This is a genomic window from Deinococcota bacterium, from assembly GCA_030858465.1.
Taxonomy (GTDB): Bacteria; Deinococcota; Deinococci; order Deinococcales; family Trueperaceae; genus JALZLY01.
In genome coordinates this window covers 1-17,610 of sequence record JALZLY010000216.1, presented here as the reverse complement: position 1 = coordinate 17,610, position 17,610 = coordinate 1, and the positions used below count along the sequence as shown (strand labels likewise).

Annotated in this window: 15 protein-coding genes; 8 read left to right on the top strand and 7 right to left on the bottom strand. The window is 67.4% G+C overall.

What is annotated here, in order from left to right; all coding sequences use genetic code 11:
- Positions 1–8: 8 nt before the first annotated feature.
- From M3498_10975 to M3498_10965, 3 genes are all read left to right on the top strand, one after another.
- A complete protein-coding gene (locus M3498_10975; GenBank protein MDQ3459805.1) occupies positions 9–1,472 on the top strand; it encodes a tripartite tricarboxylate transporter permease in 1,464 nt (487 codons plus the stop codon).
- Positions 1,473–1,476: 4 nt separating this feature from the next.
- On the top strand, positions 1,477–1,932 hold the full coding sequence (locus tag M3498_10970) for a tripartite tricarboxylate transporter TctB family protein (GenBank protein ID MDQ3459804.1): 456 nt from the start codon (positions 1,477–1,479) through the stop codon (positions 1,930–1,932).
- Between the two features lie 61 nt (positions 1,933–1,993).
- Positions 1,994–2,764, top strand: coding sequence for a sulfite exporter TauE/SafE family protein (locus M3498_10965; protein MDQ3459803.1), 771 nt, complete (start codon positions 1,994–1,996; stop codon positions 2,762–2,764).
- Positions 2,765–2,775: 11 nt separating this feature from the next.
- Here M3498_10965 and M3498_10960 read toward each other — a convergent pair whose 3' ends face one another.
- From M3498_10960 to thrS, 4 genes are all read right to left on the bottom strand, one after another.
- Positions 2,776–4,551, bottom strand: a complete 1,776-nt coding sequence (locus M3498_10960; protein MDQ3459802.1) for an SLC13 family permease — start codon at positions 4,549–4,551, stop codon at positions 2,776–2,778.
- Positions 4,552–4,715: 164 nt separating this feature from the next.
- Complete coding sequence (locus M3498_10955) at positions 4,716–5,678, bottom strand: ABC transporter permease (GenBank protein ID MDQ3459801.1); 963 nt, start codon at positions 5,676–5,678, stop codon at positions 4,716–4,718.
- Positions 5,675–6,601: an ATP-binding cassette domain-containing protein gene (locus M3498_10950; protein ID MDQ3459800.1), complete on the bottom strand. Its 927-nt coding sequence runs from the start codon at positions 6,599–6,601 to the stop codon at positions 5,675–5,677. Before M3498_10950 ends, M3498_10955 begins: the two co-directional genes overlap by 4 nt.
- A 289-nt stretch (positions 6,602–6,890) precedes the next feature.
- Entirely contained in the window at positions 6,891–8,873 is a 1,983-nt protein-coding gene (thrS, locus tag M3498_10945) for a threonine--tRNA ligase (GenBank protein MDQ3459799.1), read from the bottom strand.
- Positions 8,874–9,274: 401 nt separating this feature from the next.
- Between thrS and M3498_10940 the strand changes: the two genes are divergently transcribed.
- The 5 genes from M3498_10940 (at position 9,275) to M3498_10920 (ending at position 15,299) form a co-directional block, all read left to right on the top strand.
- Positions 9,275–10,069 (top strand): hypothetical protein, encoded by a 795-nt coding sequence (locus M3498_10940; GenBank protein ID MDQ3459798.1) that lies wholly within the window; start codon positions 9,275–9,277, stop codon positions 10,067–10,069.
- 114 nt (positions 10,070–10,183) lie between these two features.
- Positions 10,184–11,761 carry a phosphodiester glycosidase family protein gene (locus M3498_10935; protein MDQ3459797.1) on the top strand — a complete coding sequence of 526 codons (1,578 nt, stop codon included), beginning with the start codon at positions 10,184–10,186 and terminating at the stop codon, positions 11,759–11,761.
- Between the two features lie 57 nt (positions 11,762–11,818).
- Entirely contained in the window at positions 11,819–13,297 is a 1,479-nt protein-coding gene (locus tag M3498_10930) for a hypothetical protein (GenBank protein ID MDQ3459796.1), read from the top strand.
- Positions 13,294–13,896: a hypothetical protein gene (locus M3498_10925; GenBank protein MDQ3459795.1), complete on the top strand. Its 603-nt coding sequence runs from the start codon at positions 13,294–13,296 to the stop codon at positions 13,894–13,896. Before M3498_10930 ends, M3498_10925 begins: the two co-directional genes overlap by 4 nt.
- The gene (locus M3498_10920) at positions 13,893–15,299 is read left to right on the top strand and encodes a hypothetical protein (protein MDQ3459794.1); all 1,407 of its coding nucleotides are present in this window, start codon (positions 13,893–13,895) and stop codon (positions 15,297–15,299) included. Before M3498_10925 ends, M3498_10920 begins: the two co-directional genes overlap by 4 nt.
- A 30-nt stretch (positions 15,300–15,329) precedes the next feature.
- Here the strand turns inward: M3498_10920 and M3498_10915 are convergent, their stop codons facing one another.
- The 3 genes from M3498_10915 to M3498_10905 form a co-directional block, all read right to left on the bottom strand.
- The gene (locus M3498_10915) at positions 15,330–15,962 is read right to left on the bottom strand and encodes an HD domain-containing protein (protein ID MDQ3459793.1); all 633 of its coding nucleotides are present in this window, start codon (positions 15,960–15,962) and stop codon (positions 15,330–15,332) included.
- Between the two features lie 84 nt (positions 15,963–16,046).
- Positions 16,047–16,619, bottom strand: a complete 573-nt coding sequence (locus M3498_10910; GenBank protein ID MDQ3459792.1) for a Uma2 family endonuclease — start codon at positions 16,617–16,619, stop codon at positions 16,047–16,049.
- 201 nt (positions 16,620–16,820) lie between these two features.
- Entirely contained in the window at positions 16,821–17,237 is a 417-nt protein-coding gene (locus M3498_10905) for a cobalamin B12-binding domain-containing protein (protein ID MDQ3459791.1), read from the bottom strand.
- Positions 17,238–17,610: the final 373 nt, after the last annotated feature.

Genomic DNA, 17,610 nt, shown 5'->3' with positions numbered 1-17,610 from the left:
AGCCTCACATGCTGCTGATTATCCTTGGCGGCGTGACGGTCGGGCTCTTCGTCGGAGCCATGCCCGGCCTGACGGCAACCATGGCGCTGGCTTTGCTCTTGCCCTTTACCTTCACCATGGCGCCCTTGCCCGGACTTGCGGCTCTCGGCGCAGTCTATATGGGGAGTATTTACGGCGGCTCGTTTTCCGCTATCTTGGTCAACACGCCGGGCACGCCTTCCTCGATTGCCACCGCCTTTGACGGCTACCCCATGGCAAAGAGCGGGCGGGCCTTCGAGGCTATCGGCGCAGCGACCATCGCCTCAGTCATCGGCGGCCTCTTCGGGGTGGCGGTGCTCCTCTTGTTGGCGCCACCTCTCGCTCGCTTCGCTCTCCGTTTCGGGCCCACCGAGTACTTCTGGGTGGCGATGCTGGGGCTTACGCTGATCGCCAGCCTGTCCAGCGGGTCCTTGCTGAAAGGGCTGCTCGGTGGCGCCCTCGGCATGCTCTTAGGCACCATCGGCGTGTCGCCAATCGGCGGTGAAACGCGTTTCAACTTCGGCCTGCCCGTGCTTCAGGGGGGCATCGAGCTGGTCGTGGCCCTCATTGGCCTCTTTGTAGTGCCCGAACTCCTCCTGATGGCAGCTCGAGGCAAGGCCGCGCTCACGGCTGCTGGGGCAGCGGACGCCGACAGGGGAGGCTTTTTCAGAACGCTGACCACCGTGTTGTCGATGCCCGGCAACCTGATCCGCTCATGTCTGATCGGCCAGATTATCGCCATGATCCCCGGTGCCGGCGGCAATATCAGCAGCCTCGTCGCCTATAACGAGGCAAAGCGCGCCTCAAAACACCCCGAGCGGTTCGGCAAGGGCGCAATCGAAGGCGTCGTGGCCTCGGAGTCGAGCAACAACGTGGTCGTCGCCGGCAGCATGGTACCGCTCCTGACCTTAGGTATTCCCGGAGCACCGCCTGACGCGGTTATTTTAGGTGTGCTCATGATGCACGGCTTGAGGCCCGGGCTCGAGCTGTTCACAACGAGCGGCATGCTCACCTATGGCTTTATTCTGTCCATGGGCCTGGCGGCTCTCGCCATGTTGCCCATCGGCTTTTTAGGCGGACGTGTTCTTTACCAGATGATTCTAAAGACGCCCTACTACTTTCTCGTGCCGAGCATCGCGCTGGTTACCATATTGGGTACCTTTTCGCTCAGAAACAGCATGACCGACGTTTTCATCATGTTGGCCCTGGGGCTCGCGGGCTACTTCCTGAAGGCATTGGGTGTCGGCTCCGCGCCAATCGTACTCGGCATCATTTTAGGCGTCATCGCCGAAACGGGCTTTGTTCAGTCGCTTCTTCTCGGCGCGGCTTATCCTTATCCGATTCTCAAACTTTTCGAAAATCCTCTCGCCAGAGTGCTCATCGCCCTGACGCTGCTGTCGCTCATCTCGCCCTACCTTTCAGGGTGGCTGAGGCGCAAACGTGAGCGGGAGTGATCAGGTGACTAAGGGCGTCAACACCCATCTCATCAGCGGCTCTATCGGCTTAGCGGTTTGTCTCATTTTCTGGTTCGCTCGAGGCAACCTCTCCCCCTTCAGCCTCATGTTTCCCAACGCCGTGCTACTCATTATCGCCACAGTTTCCGCGGCGCTCGTGGTCGTGGGCTTGCGCCGTCCCGAGATGCAGCCGCTCTTTGCCGAGGGCAGCCGCCGCCGACTCATCGTCACCGCGCTCACGCTCCTCTTTTGGTTTTTCGCGATCGGCCTGGTGGGCTTTTTCACGGCCAGCGTCGTCGCGTTTTCCTTTTTGGTCTGGTACTTGGCATCGGCTAACCACCGCGTCGGGCCGTCACGACTCGCCCTCTGGGTCGTCATCGTTGCCGCTGAGGTGGGGTTTTTTTACCTCGTCTTTACCCGTCTTCTCCACGTCCCCTTGCCGCGGGGTCTGTTCTTTTGAATTGGACGCAAGACGAGCGCAGGATAGACTGCGACGTGACGGCGTCCGGAGACGAACTCGTGTGACCGCGCTCGGTCTAATGGCGCTCGTCGCGGTCTTCTTCTTCACCAGCGTCATCGGCGTGGTGACCGGCGCCAACTCGCTCATCACCGTGCCCGCCATGCTCCAGGTCGGCATCGACCCGCGCGTCGCCATCGCCACCAACATGCTGGCGCTCACCTTCTTGAGCATAGGCGGCACCTTGCCCTTTCTCGGCAGGGGCGTCCTCGACCGGCGGCGGCTGCCGCTCTTGGTCATCCTCACCCTGGTGGGGTCCGTCCTGGGCGCCCTGCTCGTCCTCGTGGTGGCAGTGGAGGCCTTGCCGCTGCTCATCGCCCTCTTCATGCTCGTCATCGTCCTCTTCATGCTCTTCAACAGGGGCGCCGGGGTGGCGCCCGCGGCGGCGCCCACGCGCGCGGGCGAAGTCGCCGGCTACGCCGCCACCTTGGCGCTCGGCGTCTACGGCGGCTTTTTCAGCGGCGGCTACGTCACCCTGCTGACGGCCGCCTATGTCGCCTTCTTCGGCATGAGCTTTCTCCAGGCGGTCGCCGTCACCAAGCTCGTCAACGTCTTCTCCTCGCTGGTGGCGACGCTCGTCTTCGCGTTCCAGGGGCTGATCGACTACCGGCTGGGACTCGTCCTCAGCCTCACCATGTTCGTCGGCGGGCTCAGCGGCGCGCGCCTCGCCATGAGGCTGGAGGGTCCCTGGCTGCGGCGCCTCTTCCTCGCCATCGTCATCCTGCTGGCGCTCAAGACGCTCCTCTACGACGTCTTGTGGCGCGCGCTGGGATAGCCAGACCCGCCCTAGAGCGGCCAGACCATCAGGATGACCGGCACCGCCACCGCCGTGACGAGCAGCGAGACCGGCAGGCCCATGCGCCAGTAGTCACCGAAGCGGTAGCCGCCCGGTCCCATCACCAGGGTGTTCGACTGGTGGCCGATGGGCGTCATAAAGGCCGCCGAGGCGCCGATGGCGACGCCCATCAACAGCGGGTCCACCGACACCCCCAGACTGCGGGCCAGGCTGATGGCGATCGGCGCCATCAAGACCGCCGCCGCCGCGTTGTTGATGATGTTCGAGAGCAGCATGGTGAAGACCAAGAGGGCGGTCAGGGTGAGGACGGGCGACATCTGTCCCGCCAGGCTCAAAAAGCTCGAGGCGATGAGCTCGGCGCCGCCGCTCGTCTCGAGCGCCTCGCCGACGGGGATCATAGCTCCCAACAGCACCAGGATGGGCAGGTCGAGGGCGCCGTAGGCCTCGCGCAGGGTGAGCAAGCCGACAAGCACCATGAGGAGCGCGCCCAGGACGAACGACACCTGGATAGCCATGACGCCCGTCATCGCCGCGGTGATAGCGCCGCCGAAGATGAGCGCGGCCGGGATGAGGCGCCGCTTCTGGCCGAGCCGCAGGCCGCGCTCGGCCAGCGGCAGGCAGCCGAGGTTTGCCAAAGACTCCCCCACGGTTTCGCTGCCGGCCTGCAGGAGCAGCACGTCGCCGGCGCGAAAGCGCACCTTGTCGAGCCGCTGTTTGAGACGCTCGCCGCGGCGCGCCACCGCCAGCAGGTTGATGCCGTAGCGCCAGCGCAGGTTGAGGCTGCGCACGGTGCGGTTTTCCATGATGGCGCCGGGCGAAACCACCGCCTCGATCAGGCTGATGCGCTCGGAAGACAGGTCGCTCGGCCTCACGTTCTTGCTGCCGACGAGCTCGAGCCCGGTCGCCGCCACTATGGCCTCCAAGCCGTCGGGGTCGGCCTCTAAGATGAGCACGTCGCGGGGCCGCAAGACCTCGAAGCGCGACGGCGCGGCGTAGCGCTGCTCGCCGCGCACCAGGCCGACCACCACCACGTTGGCCTCGCCAAAGGCTTTGATGTCGTAGAGCGCCCGCCCCGCCAGCTCCGACTCGGCGGGCACGCGCACCTCGGTGATGTAGTCCTCGATGCGAAACATCGCCCCCTGCGAGGCCTGACCCTGGCGCTGGGGCAGGAGACGCCAGCCGACCAGCATGATGAAGAGGATGCCGGCGGCGGTGACCGCCAGGCCCACGGGCGCGAAATCGAACATGCCGAAGCGCTCGCCGCCCGCCTGCGTCCGCAGGGTCGCGATGATGATGTTGGGCGGCGTGCCGATGAGGGTGATCAGCCCGCCCAAAAGGGAGCCAAAGGCCAGCGGCATCAGCAAGAGCGAGGGCGAGTTGCCGCTTGTGCGCGCTACCTTGATGGCGACGGGCATCATGATGGCGAGTGCGCCCACGTTGTTCATGATGCTCGAGCAGGCCGCCACGAAGCCGGTGAGCGCGCCGATCTGCAAGCTGGGCCGGTCGCCGACGCGAGCCATCTGTTTGGCGATCACGTCGACTAGGCCAGCGTTCATGAGGCCGCGGCTGAGGACCAAGACCGCCGCCACGGTGATGACGGCCGGGTGACTGAAGCCCATAAAGGCGCGCTCACCATCGACGATTCCGGTCGTGGTCACCACCAAGAGCGCCGCCAGCGCCACCACGTCGTAACGCCAGCGACCCCAGATGAAGAGGAGCAAGGCGCCCAGCAGCGTGGCGAATACGATGATCTGTTCTACCGTCATAGCGTCATAGTCTCATAAGCGCCTCGTAAGCGTCCGGCTTGCCAGCATACCCGCTGGGCAACCAGGCCATCTTGGGATGAACGCGACGGAAAACACCGCGATATGGCCCGCAGTCCTCGAGCCAGAGCGGCACGGGCTCGCCCGGCAGCTATCGCACCACCGCTCTAGGCGACGTCGCGCCGCGTGAAGCTCCAGGCCAGCAGGCCCCCGAAGAGCAGCCCGTAGCCGAGCAAGACAAGCGCCGCGCGGCCAAGGTCGGCGGTGAAGAGGCCCGCCAGCGGCCCGCCGAAGGCGCCGGCACCGAAGACCTCGCCCAGCTCGGCGAGCGGCCGCCGCGCCGGGGCGTAGAGGTTGGTCGAGAGAAAATACTGCGGCAAGGTCTCGGCGAGCTGGCGCAGCCGGAGCGCCTGGAGCAGCGCAGTGATGCGGTTGGTGAGATTCAGGCCCGAGGTGACCAGATAGAAGCTGACCGCGCCCTCGAGCATAGCCGGCAGAAAGAAGATCGCCACGATGGCCACCGGCAGGCTGCGGATGAGCCAGACGAGCAGGGAGGCGAAGAGCACGGCCGCCAGAGCAAAGGCCCACTGCAGCAGGTAGAGCCCGGCCAGCTCGCCCCAGGCGCCCGCGGGCGTGGTCGGCAAGAAGAGCGTGCCGAGCAGCCCCAGGAGCAGCCCGAAGAGGTAGGCGCCCAGGAGCAGCACGCCCAAGACCAGCATGAGGGCGACGACCTTGCCGGCGAGCACCGCCAGGCGGTTCGGCTGATTGGTCAAGACGGCCTTCCAGGTGTTGTTGGCCCGCTCCTCGCCGATGAGCAGCGCCGCCAACAGCGCCACCACCACCATGAGCAGGTTGGGCGAGGAGTTGCCGAGGAGCAAGAGGACGTTGCGCGACAGCGCGTAGGGCGAGGCGATGGCTTGCACCAGGGCGTTCAGGCTCACCGCGTCCTCGACGAGGGCGCCGCTTATGCGCGTCTGCACCAGCCAGCCGACGAGCAAGAGGAGCGCCGGAAAGAGCGCCCACAAGAAGAGGGCCATGAGGTAGGCGCGGCGTTTGCGGGTGACCTTGAAGAGCTCCGCCCGGACGACGTTCACGGTAGCGCTCAGACCGGCGCCCAGACCGGCGCTCACGAGGGCCTGCCGTCCTCGCGCAGGAGGCGCAGATAGGCGTCCTCGAGGCTGTCCTCCAGGCGCCGGGCCTCCGTGACTAAGACGCCCTCGCCGGCCAGCCGCGAGAGCAGCGCGGAGGCCTCGCCCTCGGGCAGGGAGGCGCGCAGCCGCCCACTGTGCGTGTGCGCGACGCCGAGCGTATCCGCCTGGTAGCCAAGCCGCGCCAGCGCGGCCTGTAAGGCTGCGCTATCGGTCGCCTCGAGCACGTAGCTCACGCGGGCGCCCGCCAGGCGCCGGGTGAGCTGCGCCAGCGGCCCGTCGAAGCGCAGCCTGCCCCGCTCGATCACCAGCACGCGCGGGGCGAGCTTTTCGATCTCGGCGAGGATGTGGCTCGAGATGAGAACCGTCACCCCCTCCCGGGCGATGGCGCGCAGGTTCTCGCGGATCTCGGCGATGCCCACCGGGTCCAGGCCGTTGGTGGGCTCGTCCAGGATCAAGACGCGCGGCCGCCAGAGCAGCGCCCGCGCCAGCCCCAGGCGCTGGCGCATCCCCTGCGAGTAGGCCTGGACCCTCTTCTTGGCGGCGTTGTCGAGCTTGACGAAGCGAAGCGTCTCGTCTATGCGCGCCTCGCTCACCCCGCCGTGCAACAGCGCGGCGTGCTTGAGGTTGGCGCGGCCGGTCATGTAGGGGTAGAAGCTCGGCTCCTCGATCATGGTGCCGACCTCGCGCAGGCTCGGCCCCGGCACCGCCGCTCCCAGGACCCGCGCCCGGCCGCTCGTAGGGCGGATGAGCCCGGTGAGCATCCGCAAGGTGGTGGTCTTGCCCGCCCCGTTGGGCCCCAAAAAGCCGACGATCTCGCCCCGCGCGACCTCGAAACTCACCGCGTCGACGGCTCGAGCCCGGCCGTAGTGTTTGCTCAAACGTTCCGCCACGAGTGCGGGCATGGGTTCTCCTTATCCGCTTGGGCGCAGCCTTGATACGGCAAGGGGCGCCGAGAAGTCAGAGTACAGAATACAGGAGACGGAAGAGGGTGTTATGCCGGCGCCTGCTTCCCCGGACGCCAATCCTCAAGAAATTGACCCGCAACGCTGCGAGCCGCTCTTGAAGACGGCGCTCTTGAAGATGCCATGGGGAAACAGAGCCATGCGGCAGCCGGGCTCATCAAACAGGGCGCTGTTCGCGAGGCTTGTGAAGGTTTGACACCGTCTTGGCACCGTCACCGTCCTGGCAACGTCAAGGTAAGCTCGCCTCGAGCCCCTCCACCGTCAGGCTGCGCGCCCGGACGTGTCTCTTGAGATGCTCGACGAAGGGCGCCGCGGGCACGCCGTTCCTGTCGGCCTCCTTGCGGCTCCTGAAGGACACCGCCCCGGCATTCATCTCCTTGTCTCCGACGATGGCGATATAGGGCACCTTGTAGAGTTCGGCGTCGCGGATCTTGCTGTTCATGCGTTCACTGCGGCCGTCCACGCTCGCGCGCAGGTCCGCCTCCTCGAGCCTGGCCTCGAGCGCCCGAGCGTACTCGACATGCCGGTCGGCGATGGGCACGATGCGGACCTGCTCAGGGGCGAGCCAGAGCGGCATGTCGCCGGCGAAGTGCTCGATGATCACGCCCATGAAGCGCTCGGTCGAGCCGGTCACGGCGCGGTGCAAGACGACGGGCGTGCGCCGCTCGCCGTTCTCGGCGATGTACTCGCAGCCCAAGCGCGCGGGCTGGATAAAGTCCACCTGGATGGTCGAGAGCTGCCACTCGCGCCCCAAAACGTCCCTGGCCATGAAGTCGGCCTTGGGACCGTAGAAGGCGGCCTCGCCCGCGGCCTCGGTATAGGGCACGCCCTCGGCGTCCAGGGCGCCCTGGAGCGCCTGCGTGGCTTTGGCCCAGTTGTCGTCGTCGTCGACATATTTGCCTTCGTCGCCGCGCAGGCTGAGGCGCACGGCGTAGTCGCTGAAGCGGTAGGTGTCCAAGACCTCGCGGATGAGCCGCAGGGCGCGGGCGAACTCCTCTTGGATCTGCGCCTCGGTGCAGAAGATGTGGCAGTCGTCCTGGGTCAGGGAGCGCACCCGGGTGAGGCCGGTCAGCTCGCCCGACTTTTCGTAGCGGTAGAGGGTGGCGAACTCGGCGTACCGGAGCGGCAGCTCGCGGTAGGAGTGCAGCCGACTGTTATAGAGGGTCATGTGGCTGGGGCAGTTCATCGGCTTGAGGCGCAGCCGCACCCCCTCGTCCTCCATCGGCGGAAACATCGAGTCGCCGTAGTTGTCCAAATGGCCCGACTTTTTGTAGAGCGACTCCTTGACGAGGTGACCGGTCCAGACGTGCTCGTAGCCGTGGCGGGTCTGCACCTCGCGCACAAAGCGCTCCATCTCATGGCGGATTACCTCACCCCTGGGCAGGAAGAGGGGGATGCCCGCGCCGATGTCCTCGGAGAAGGTGAAGAGATCGAGTTCGCGGCCGAGTTTGCGGTGGTCGCGCTTTTTGGCCTCTTCCAGTTGCCAGAGGTGGTGCTCGAGCGCTTCTTTGCTGCTGAAGGCCACGCCGTAGATGCGCTGGAGCATGGGCCGCGACTCGTCGCCGCGCCAGTAGGCGCCGGCTATGCTCATCAGCTTGAAGTGGTTGGGAATGTCGCCGGTCGAGGGCAGGTGCGGGCCGCGGCAGAGGTCGGTGAAGCCCTCCCCCCCGCCCTGCTCGTAAAAGGTCAGCGGGGCATCCTCGGGCAGGTCGTGGATGAGCTCGAGCTTGTAAGGGTCGGCCAGCCTCTCATAGCGCGCCAAGGCCTCGGCGCGGCTCAGGCCGTACTTTCTGAGGGGCAGCTTGGCGTCGATGATCTCATGCATCCGCGCTTCGATCTCACCCAAGTCCTCGGGCGTCAGGCTGCGCGGCAGGTCGAAGTCGTAATAAAAGCCGTGCTCGATGACCGGCCCGATGCCCATGCGCAGCTCGCGGCGCTCGAAGCCCTGGCTCACGAAGTATTCCGTCACCGCCTGGGCCATGACGTGGGCGAGGGTGTGGCGGGCCAGATGCAGCACTTCGGGGTCGCGCTTGGTGAGGATGGCGACCTCGGCGCCGTCCGGCAGCTCGCTGAGGAGGTCTTGGACCTGGCCGTTGACCCTGGCCCCGAGGGCCGCCTTGGCGAGGCCCGGGCCGATCTTCGCGGCCACCTCGCGGGGGGTGACGGTGGCACTGAACTCGAGGGCTTTTCCGTCGGGAAGCAGGACTTGCATCGATCACCTCTCAAAGCAAAGGAAAGGTTTGGAGCATAAAACATTGCGAGCACAAAACATGTGGGCTGTTCGGATGAAGACAAGATGAAGACAAATCGGAAGACAAATTGAAGAGGCTCGCCGCTAGCGGCGAGTTCGCGGCGCGCGGCCCGGCCCAGGCGGGCGGGCGATCCGACTTAGGGTCCGGCTACACGGGGTCCGGCTACACAGCGTCCGGCTACACGGGGTCCGGCTTGGGAAGGTGAGCGCGCTCATGAGGCCAGCCTAGCATATCTCGAGCGCGATGACCCGAACCCCGTTCGCCTCGATAGTGTAGGGCCACTAGGCCCCCGCTAGTGCGGGTACTACACCCGAGCGAGCCAGGGACGCGCGCGGGCGGCGCTGATTTCATATACTGGGGCGTGCAACTCGTCGCTCTCTTCTGTCACGACCCCCAGCTTCGCAGCCTCTTGCAAGACCTGCACCGGCGCGAACCCGCCTTGAGCGACCTGCTCCTCCACCCCGTGAGCGAGGGCGTCAGCAGCGACAGCGTCTTTGCGGCGCTCAGGCCGCTCAACTTCGCGGGCGCACTCGTCCTCGACGACGTCACTCAGCGCGAGGCCTTTGCCGCGGCGGCGAGAACGAGCTTGGACGCTCAAGAGGTGGGCGCGGCGGACGCGCTCGCGGTCACGCCCTTCGGTCTTGTCGGCGAGTACACCTTTGGCCGCGCCGCCGGTCGGGCGCTCAGGAGAGCGGGCTGGGACGGCCGGGGCGCGTCGGCGGTGGTCCTGGGCAGCGGCGTCCGGGCGCGCGCGCTCAGCCGCGAGCTGGCGACCTTGGGCGTGAGACAGCTCGCGGTTCTCTCCTCGAGCCGCCCCCTGGCCGAGGAGACGACGCGGCTCCTTGCCGCCACCACCCGCATCGTCGCCAAGGCGCAAGACGACAGCCTCACCCGCAGCCTCATCGAGAGCGCCGACCTGCTGGTGCGCGCGGACAATGCCGGCGACATAAGGTCCGCACTGCTCGGACCGCACCTCACCGTCGTCGACCTGGAAGGCGGCGCCATGAGCGCCCTGCGCCGCCAAGCGACCGAAGTGGGCGCGCTCTCGCTCTCGCTCCGCGACGTGCAGGCCGAGCAGCTGGCGCTGGCACTCGGCCACCTCTTGGAGGCCCGGCTCGAGACCGGTCTCTTCTTGGAACTCTTTCATAACCTTTAGGTGCAGGAACTTTGGGTGCAGGGATCAGGAGGTTTTATTCTGACCCCCGACCCCCGACCCCTGACCCCTCCGCCCTCACCAAAAGCCAAACCCCAGCCTCTAGACTGCCCATCTATGAAACTCTCCCTCCGGCTGTACCTCCTCCTCGGCTTCGCCCTTTTTGGCGTCGCCGGTGCTCAGGACCGCCTCTACCTGGTGCCGCCGAGCATGGTCACCGAGTCGCCCGCTGCCTTGCAGATCCAGCACGGCGACACCCATATCGCCTACATCGACGGCCTCGGCTGGCTGCCCTACGGCCCTGACATCCCGCCCCTGCGCGAGGGCGGGCAGGTCTATGTGAGCGAGCTGGTCTTGGAGGCCCTCGCCCCTTCCCTGCCACGACTGACGGGGGTGCGCATCGGCGAGACGAGCAGCGTCCGGGTGGTGCTCGATCTGGCCGGGGCACTGGGCGGAGAGGCGCTCGAGGGGGTGCGGCAGGAGGGCAGGCTCGAGGACCAGGGCCTAGCCAGCATCCCGCTGCCCGATCTGCTCGTCCCCAGCGACCTCGGGGGGCGCATCATGGGCGGCGACAGCGTCGATGTCGTGCTCGACAGCCGCGGAGACGGGCTCCGCCTCCTCGTCGCGGGCTCCGGGCTGGTCTACCAGGCCTTTCCTCTCGCCGAGCCGAGCCGTGTGGTCGTCGATCTCGACTTTCTGCGCTTCGCCGACGTCCAGGAGGAGACGCGCCAGGTTCGCCCCGGCGTGTCCTACCGCCGCTTTACCGCGCCCACCAGCCTGGGCAGCAGCGGCGTTCACTTAGTCGAGATCGCGCCGGGCTACGGGCACTTCCGGGTGGTCGGCGAGACCGCGCTGGCACGGCCCCTGAGCCAGCTTGCCGGCGGCAGCCTGGCGGCCGTCAACGCGGGCTTCTTCGACACCCGGACCGCCGCGGCCATCGGCCTCTTGCGGGTGGATCACAGCACTCGGTCGCTGCCCTTTCCCGGCCGCGCCGGCGCGGCGGCCTATCTCGGGCGAGCCACTATCGGCTTTGGCGGAGGCGCACCGACCATCGAGCGGGTCCGCTCGGACATGACCTTGCGAGTTGGCGCGCGTGGCTACGCGCTGAGCCAGCTGAGCGCGCGGGGCGAGGTGCACGTCCACAGCCAAGTAGGCCAGCAGGTGGGCCAGGAAGCCGGCCGGGCGCTGGTGGTGGCGGACGGGCGGGTGAGCGACAACGGCTACGGCGCGCGCACCGTGCCGCCGGGAGGCTTCGTGGTGAGCTACGACCCGGGCGTTGTTGAGCTGAGCGCGGTGCGGACGGGCGTCAGGGCGAGCCTCGAGGCCAGCTTCAGCCCTGCCGCCTTCGGCAGCCTGCCTTACGCGGTCGAGGCCGGGCCGCTGCTGCTTCAGGGTGGCCGGCCCGCCTATGCGCCGGACAGCGAGGACTTTATCGGCGACATGCTCACCAAGCGCACCGACCGGAGCGCCATCGGCGTGCGCCCGGACGGGACGGTGCTCCTCGTCACCGCCGACGGCATGACCGCCCGTGAGCTGGTGCCGCTCTTCTTGAGCCTCGGCGCCGAGCGCGCCATGAACTTGGACGGGGGCGGCAGCACCACGCTCTTTTTGGATGGCGAGGTGGTCAACCGGCGCTTCGAGCGCCCCATCGTCAGCGCCATCGTCTGGACGCCCCACCTGCCCTCCTCCCGCTAGCTCCGCCCGGAGCCCGGTGACGACAGCGGTCTCAAAAGGCACCTGCTAGACTCAGGTGTGCGGCTTGTCTTGTTCATTGCGCTCTGGCTCAGCCTGCTCCTGTGGACAGGTTCGGCCTCGGCGCAGAGCCGGCTCATCACCGTGGAGCTGGGCGTCGCCGGCGAGATGACGCCGGGAGCCTGGAACCCTTTGCGGGTGAGCCTGCGCGACCAGCCGCCCCTCGATTTCATCTTGCAGATCGACCAGGGCAGCCTTCGCGAAGGTCCCCGCCTGGTGCGCTACAGCGCGCGGCTTACCGGCGGCAGCGGCATCCGCGTCTTCGAGGACGATGTCTTTTTGCCCGCCTGGCGGAGCATGAGCTGGCAGCTGCGCGACGGCGCCGTCGTCTTGGTCAGCGGCTCCTTCGAGCGGGGCCCGCTGGACTTGGGCCCGCTGCAGCTCGTCGTCGCCGAGTCGCTGGGCGCGCGGCGGGCGCTGCTCGAGCCCGAGCTGCGCGCGGTGGACGTCCTGCCCTCCGAGCTGCCCGAGCGTCTGGCCGCCTATGACGGCGTGGCTACCGTCATCATCGACCCTTCGGCGGCGGCGCCCCGGCCCGAGGCGGTGGTCGCGGCGGCGGCGGCGGGAGCCACCGTCGTCCTGCTCGAGCCCCTGAGCGCCAGCCACCGCGCCTTGGCGCGGCTGGCGCCCGAGCCCGCGCAGCGGCTCGGCGTGGGCTGGCTGGTGCGCGCCCCCGAAGCGGAGGCGGCCCGCTACCTCCGCGAGCTCGACCGCCTCGACACCGGCGCCCTGACGGGCTCGCTCATCTCCGCCGAGCTGCGCCAGGGTCCCACCGTGGTCCCGCTGCTCACCGTCTTGCTCCTGGTGGCGGGCTACAGCACGGCGGTCTTGCTGTTCGTCCGCTACGGCGGCATGGCGGGCTATCTGGCCAGCCTGGCGCTCGCGCTCATCGTCGGCCTGACCGCCTACGGCAGCCTGCGGCCCGAGCAGGAGGAGGCCTTGCGGAGCCGGCAACTCGTCTTAGGGGGTGGCCCACTGGCCTGGCGCCAGCCCGTGCAGGTCTACTTCAGCCTGGCCGACGGCAGCCGGCGCTTCGAGGGACCGGCTCGCGCCTTGGAGGCCAGCGAGTGGCAAGCCGACCAGGCCGGCCTCGAGCTGGCGGTAGCGCGCTGGCGAAGCGTAGCCGTGGCGCAACGGCCAAGCCTGCAGGAGGCGGGCCTGCGCTGGCGGGAAGGCCGCCTGGAAAACCTCACTTCGGCGCCTCTGACCGATGTCTACGTCTTGGGACTCGGACCGCAGAGCGACCTGGGCAGTGGCGACGCGCTCGAGCCCCGGCGGGACGTGAACAACACCTCAGAGGAGGTCGCCATGATGGGAGAAAGCTACGCGGCCCTGGCGGCGCTCTTGCCCGAGGGCAGCGCGCTGGCGCGGCGCGGCGCTGCGGTCCACGTGGCCCTGCCGCCCCCAGGGCCCCGGCTTGTGACAACACAGGAAACGGCGCGGGAGACAGCCTGGGGAACAGTACGGGAGACGCCGTGAGCGGCCTCGGCCAGCGGCTCGGCGAGCGCCTGGGCCAGCCGGACACGGTGCAGGTGCTCTTGGGCTACCTCGCCCTCTCTACCGTCATCATCGCGCTGGCCTGGCCGAGCCAGCCCCTCGATGCCAACGACGCCTGGTTCAGCCTGGTGCAGGCCAAGAGCCTCTTTGCCGCCTTTGTCTCGCTCGCCTACGGGATGGGCTACGCCCGCAGACCCAAGCAGGAGAGCACCCTCATCCTGCTGGCGCTCTTTGCCCTCTTCGTGCTGAGTTTGCCGCTCGAGGCCGTCGCCTGGATGAGCAGCGTCCCACCGCTGCCCCTCTGGTGGTCGCCGCTCGTCCACAGCCTGGTCATCCCCGCCTACTTCGCCCTGGGCCTGGGGCTCGGCCAGGCACTGGCGCGCCTGGGCCTGCTCGCGCTCGCGCCGGTCCTGGCCCTGCTGCTGCTCGTCGGCGCCTTTTTCGCCGACCTCGCCCTCGGCGTGGTGCTCTTCAACCCTGCTACCGCCGCGACCAATGTCTCACCGCTTCACCTTGCCTTTACCACTTCTCTGCTAGCCTTGTACCTAGTGATGACGTTGAGAAAGAGGCACAAACCGTGAGCCGCGCCGCCACCAGCTTTCCCTGGCTGCGCCTGCACAGCCGCCTGGCCGCCACACGCTACTGGCAGGAGCGCCTGACGGTCTGTGGCCTCGGCGCCCTGCTTCTTTCCTTCGTCGCCTGGCTCTTGGGCGCGCACCTCCTCTGGCACCTGGGCTTTATCGCCCTGGGCAGCGCTCTGGGCTTCCTGCCCCGCCTGCGTTCGGGGCAGGGTTGGGCGCTCCACTGGCTCGACACCCACCTGGGCCTCTCCTACCGCACCGCCCTCGAGGTGCCGCGCGGCGATGACCATTACGGCCTCTATACCGCCCTCCACCGCCGCGTCGAGCGCGCCGGCAAGAACCTCGAGCGCCCCAGCCCGCAGCCCTGGTGGCTGCCGCTCTTCGCCGTCGCCTTTGGTCTCCTCCTGGTGCCCAACGCACCCTGGTCGGCTGCCAGCCCGCTCTCGACCGCACCCGGCATGAGCGGCCCGGAAGTGCCGCCCGCCGCCGCCGAGGATCCGGATGAAGCGAGCGCCGAGGAGCCGCCGGGCGACGAGCCCGAGAGCCCTGAGGGGGCGGACGCGCCGGCCGGCGATCCCGGTGACCCGGACGGCCCCGAGGGTGAGGGTTCCGGCGCCCCCGGCCAGGGCGGCCGCGCACCCGAAGGGGGCGCCGGAAGCGAGCGCCAGGCCCTCGAGGACTTCCTGCGCTCCGTAGAGGAGGCCGAAGAGGACGAGGGCGGCTCCGAGGGCGCACCCTCAGGCGCACCCGACGAGAGCGGCGAGGAAGAGGGGCGTGAAGGCCCGACTCAGGCCCGCGAGGCGGATAGAGAGGATGACGGCCGCGAGCCTGGAGACTCTGGAGAGCCCGGCGAGGGCGGCGAGCCCGGCGAGGGCGACGAGGCGCAGGCCGCCGAGGCGGCTGAGGGTGAGCAGAGCGCGCCCCAAACCCAGCCGGCCGGCGCGGAGGAGGGCGAAGAGGGAGACGACGGCGCTGAGCAGGGCCAAGGCGAGGAAGAGGGGCTCGAGGATGGCGGCGAGGAGGGCCTGGGCGAGGGCCCGAGCGACGAAGGCGCGGAGGCGCAAGGGCAGCCGGGCGGCGAGGACGCGCCGGGCCCCGAGGGAGACGCGGAGGGCGGCGACTTGGACCCCGGCGGAGGCGTCGGCGCGGACGGTCTCGCCCCTGACGCCGAGGGCCTGTTCGAGACCCTGGAGCGCGAAGAGGACCGTCCCGAGTTCGTCCCCGGCCAGCGCGATGACGGCGGCCGGGCCTCCTCCGGCGTCGTGCGCCTGCCCGGCGGCGGCCAGGCCGAGGGTCCTGCCGGCGCCGCCCCGGAGAGCTTTGAACGCGGCCTCGAGCGCGCCATCACCGAGGGGCGCATTCCGGTCGAATACCACGAGGTCTTGAGGGACTACTTCCGCTAGACAAGCAGCACCTGACTGGTTGAGAGGCGGCTAACCGGGTTCTTCTTGCGAGAACCCAAAGGTGTTCTCTACGACGCCGGGAAGAATGCTGTAGATGGACCGGCCTATGGCGCTCTCAAAGCTCTCCTGAAGCCCCAGATAGGCCTTCCAGCGTGGAATCGTGTGCTCGTTGAAGCCGTGCCTCGTAACGACATCGACAAAACGCTTTTCGATCAGACAAAAGCCGGAGGCCACAGCCAGGCAGTCGCAGAGCTGCAAGAGCCGGTCATAGTCGCTATAGGCTACGGCCTCGAGGTAACTGTCGACGAAGGCGAGCTCTTCCGCCGAGCAGTCCCATGTTCCGGCGGCAGTCTCGGCGCGCCGTTGTTCCGCCATCGGAAAGGAATGGGTCAGGCAAATTTGCGCGGCGTCGGAGAAACCCCGCTCGTTCAAAATGGTGTAACCGTCAAGGGCATGGCGCATGTCGGTCACGCCTTCCTGTCGGCCGATATCGTGCAGGTAGCCGAGAATGAGCGCCGTGGTCGGGTCGAGCTCAGGGTGATAGGAAGCGATAGCTTCGGCAGCTTTGGCGACGTAGATGGAGTGCTGGACCCAGGGCCCGGAGTTGCGCCTTTTCGCTTCCGACAGCAAAGCCTCTGCTTCTTGTAGTGAGGGAACACGCATGGATCAATCTCGTCTTAAACTCTGTGCCCTCATGCAGCCCTCAGCGCAGGTGCTAGGGACACCACAGAAGAACAAGCGCGCGGCCTAGGCGAGGAGGTCGGCTACCGGCATCGACCAGCCCGGTAGAGCAGGCTCGGCTTCCGCCAGGTCACCGCCGCGGTAAACCACGGGATTTTCAGGGTCGTTTGCGCGGTAGACGCGCACCACGTTTTCTTTCAGCACATCGACGTCCCATACTACGAACGTTCCGGCGGCAAAATAGTCGGCCCGTTTGGCTGCCATGTCCCACTCGGCTTTTGCTCCATAATCACCTTCGCTTCTGACTTCGGCAACAAACACGGGCGCGCCCTCGAGAAACTTTCCTCCTTTCAGCTCTCCGACGTAAAAGGCCGCGTCAGGGCTAAAGGAGCGACGGTGTGGCAGCTTCACGACAAAGCCGACATTGTCGGGAAACGCGTACCCGCCGCCACTGCTACGCTCATAATCATCGAGGCTGCGATAGATTCTTCCGCTCGCTCGCCCCGGCACCCCTCCAGTAGGCGACATCAGCAGCAATTCCCCATTGACTATCTCGGCTTTGCCGTTATCCGGCACCCGGTACAGGTCTTCGATGGTAGCTTCTGTTCTCGTGCTCATCACAAGCTCCTCGAGCGCCACTATACGCTTCATTGCCGAGTTCTGTCTTCTGTCTTCAAACCCGCCAACGACGGCTCGAGGCCTCAGCGCAGGTGCTGGAGCGGGTCGATAGCCTTGCCCCCTCCTGCAGCTCGAAGTGCAGGTGCGGGCCGGTCGAGAAGCCAAGCGTCTCGGGTGACCTTTTCCGGCGCCGCACTGGCGTGACAAAAGCGGACGCCGGGCCTAAGCCTGCGCCGCCCAGCGTTCGGCGACGGCCTCGCGCAGATAGGCGACCACGTCCTGGGTGTTGGCGCCGGGCGTGAAGATGGCGCCGACGCCGAGTTCCTCGAGCTTGGGCAGGTCCTGCTCGGGGACGATGCCGCCGCCGAAGACCAGGATGTCCTCGGCCTTGCGCTCCTTGAGGAGCCGACTGACCTCGCGGAAGTAGTGCATGTGGGCGCCGGAGAGAATCGACAGGCCGATGGCGTCCACGTCCTCTTGGACCGCGGCGTTGACGATCATCTCGCCGGTTTGCCGCAGGCCGGTGTAGATGACCTCCATGCCGGCGTCGCGGAGCGCTCTGGCGATCACCTTGGCGCCGCGATCGTGGCCGTCGAGGCCGGGTTTGGCGATGAGTACGCGTATCTTGTGGTTTTCCATGATGCAGCATCTTACCGTAGCGGCAAAGGCTTTCACAACATCTCGACCACAACGTCTCGACCACAACGTCTCGACCACAACATCTCGACCACAACATCTCGGCTCGGCAGTGGGGCCATGGCCCTGCTGTCGACCCTTGGGTCACGCATCATGCAGGGCTGCATGACCAGGCGTGTAGCCGGCGCTTCCCCCGGCACCAGACATGGTCGGGAAGCCTTGAAAGGAACCCGGTGCCCCGGCTCCGCCTCTAGACCAGCACCGGCTCCTCGTAGACGCCGTAGACCTCACGCAGGATGTCCATCTGCTCGCCCAAGGTGCAGTAGGCGTGGGCGCAAGCCATAAAGGCGGGCATGGTGTTGTGGCCGTGCTTGGC

What these genes read in the sequence shown, in the direction of transcription:
- M3498_10905 (MDQ3459791.1), bottom strand. Translation starts at nt 17,237, where the DNA reads ATGGAAAACCACAAGATACGCGTACTCATCGCCAAACCCGGCCTCGAC.
- M3498_10915 (MDQ3459793.1), bottom strand. Translation starts at nt 15,962, where the DNA reads ATGCGTGTTCCCTCACTACAAGAAGCAGAGGCTTTGCTGTCGGAAGCG.
- thrS (MDQ3459799.1), bottom strand. Translation starts at nt 8,873, where the DNA reads ATGCAAGTCCTGCTTCCCGACGGAAAAGCCCTCGAGTTCAGTGCCACC.
- M3498_10975 (MDQ3459805.1), top strand. Translation starts at nt 9, where the DNA reads ATGCTGCTGATTATCCTTGGCGGCGTGACGGTCGGGCTCTTCGTCGGA.
- M3498_10960 (MDQ3459802.1), bottom strand. Translation starts at nt 4,551, where the DNA reads ATGACGGTAGAACAGATCATCGTATTCGCCACGCTGCTGGGCGCCTTG.
- M3498_10950 (MDQ3459800.1), bottom strand. Translation starts at nt 6,601, where the DNA reads ATGCCCGCACTCGTGGCGGAACGTTTGAGCAAACACTACGGCCGGGCT.
- M3498_10935 (MDQ3459797.1), top strand. Translation starts at nt 10,184, where the DNA reads ATGAAACTCTCCCTCCGGCTGTACCTCCTCCTCGGCTTCGCCCTTTTT.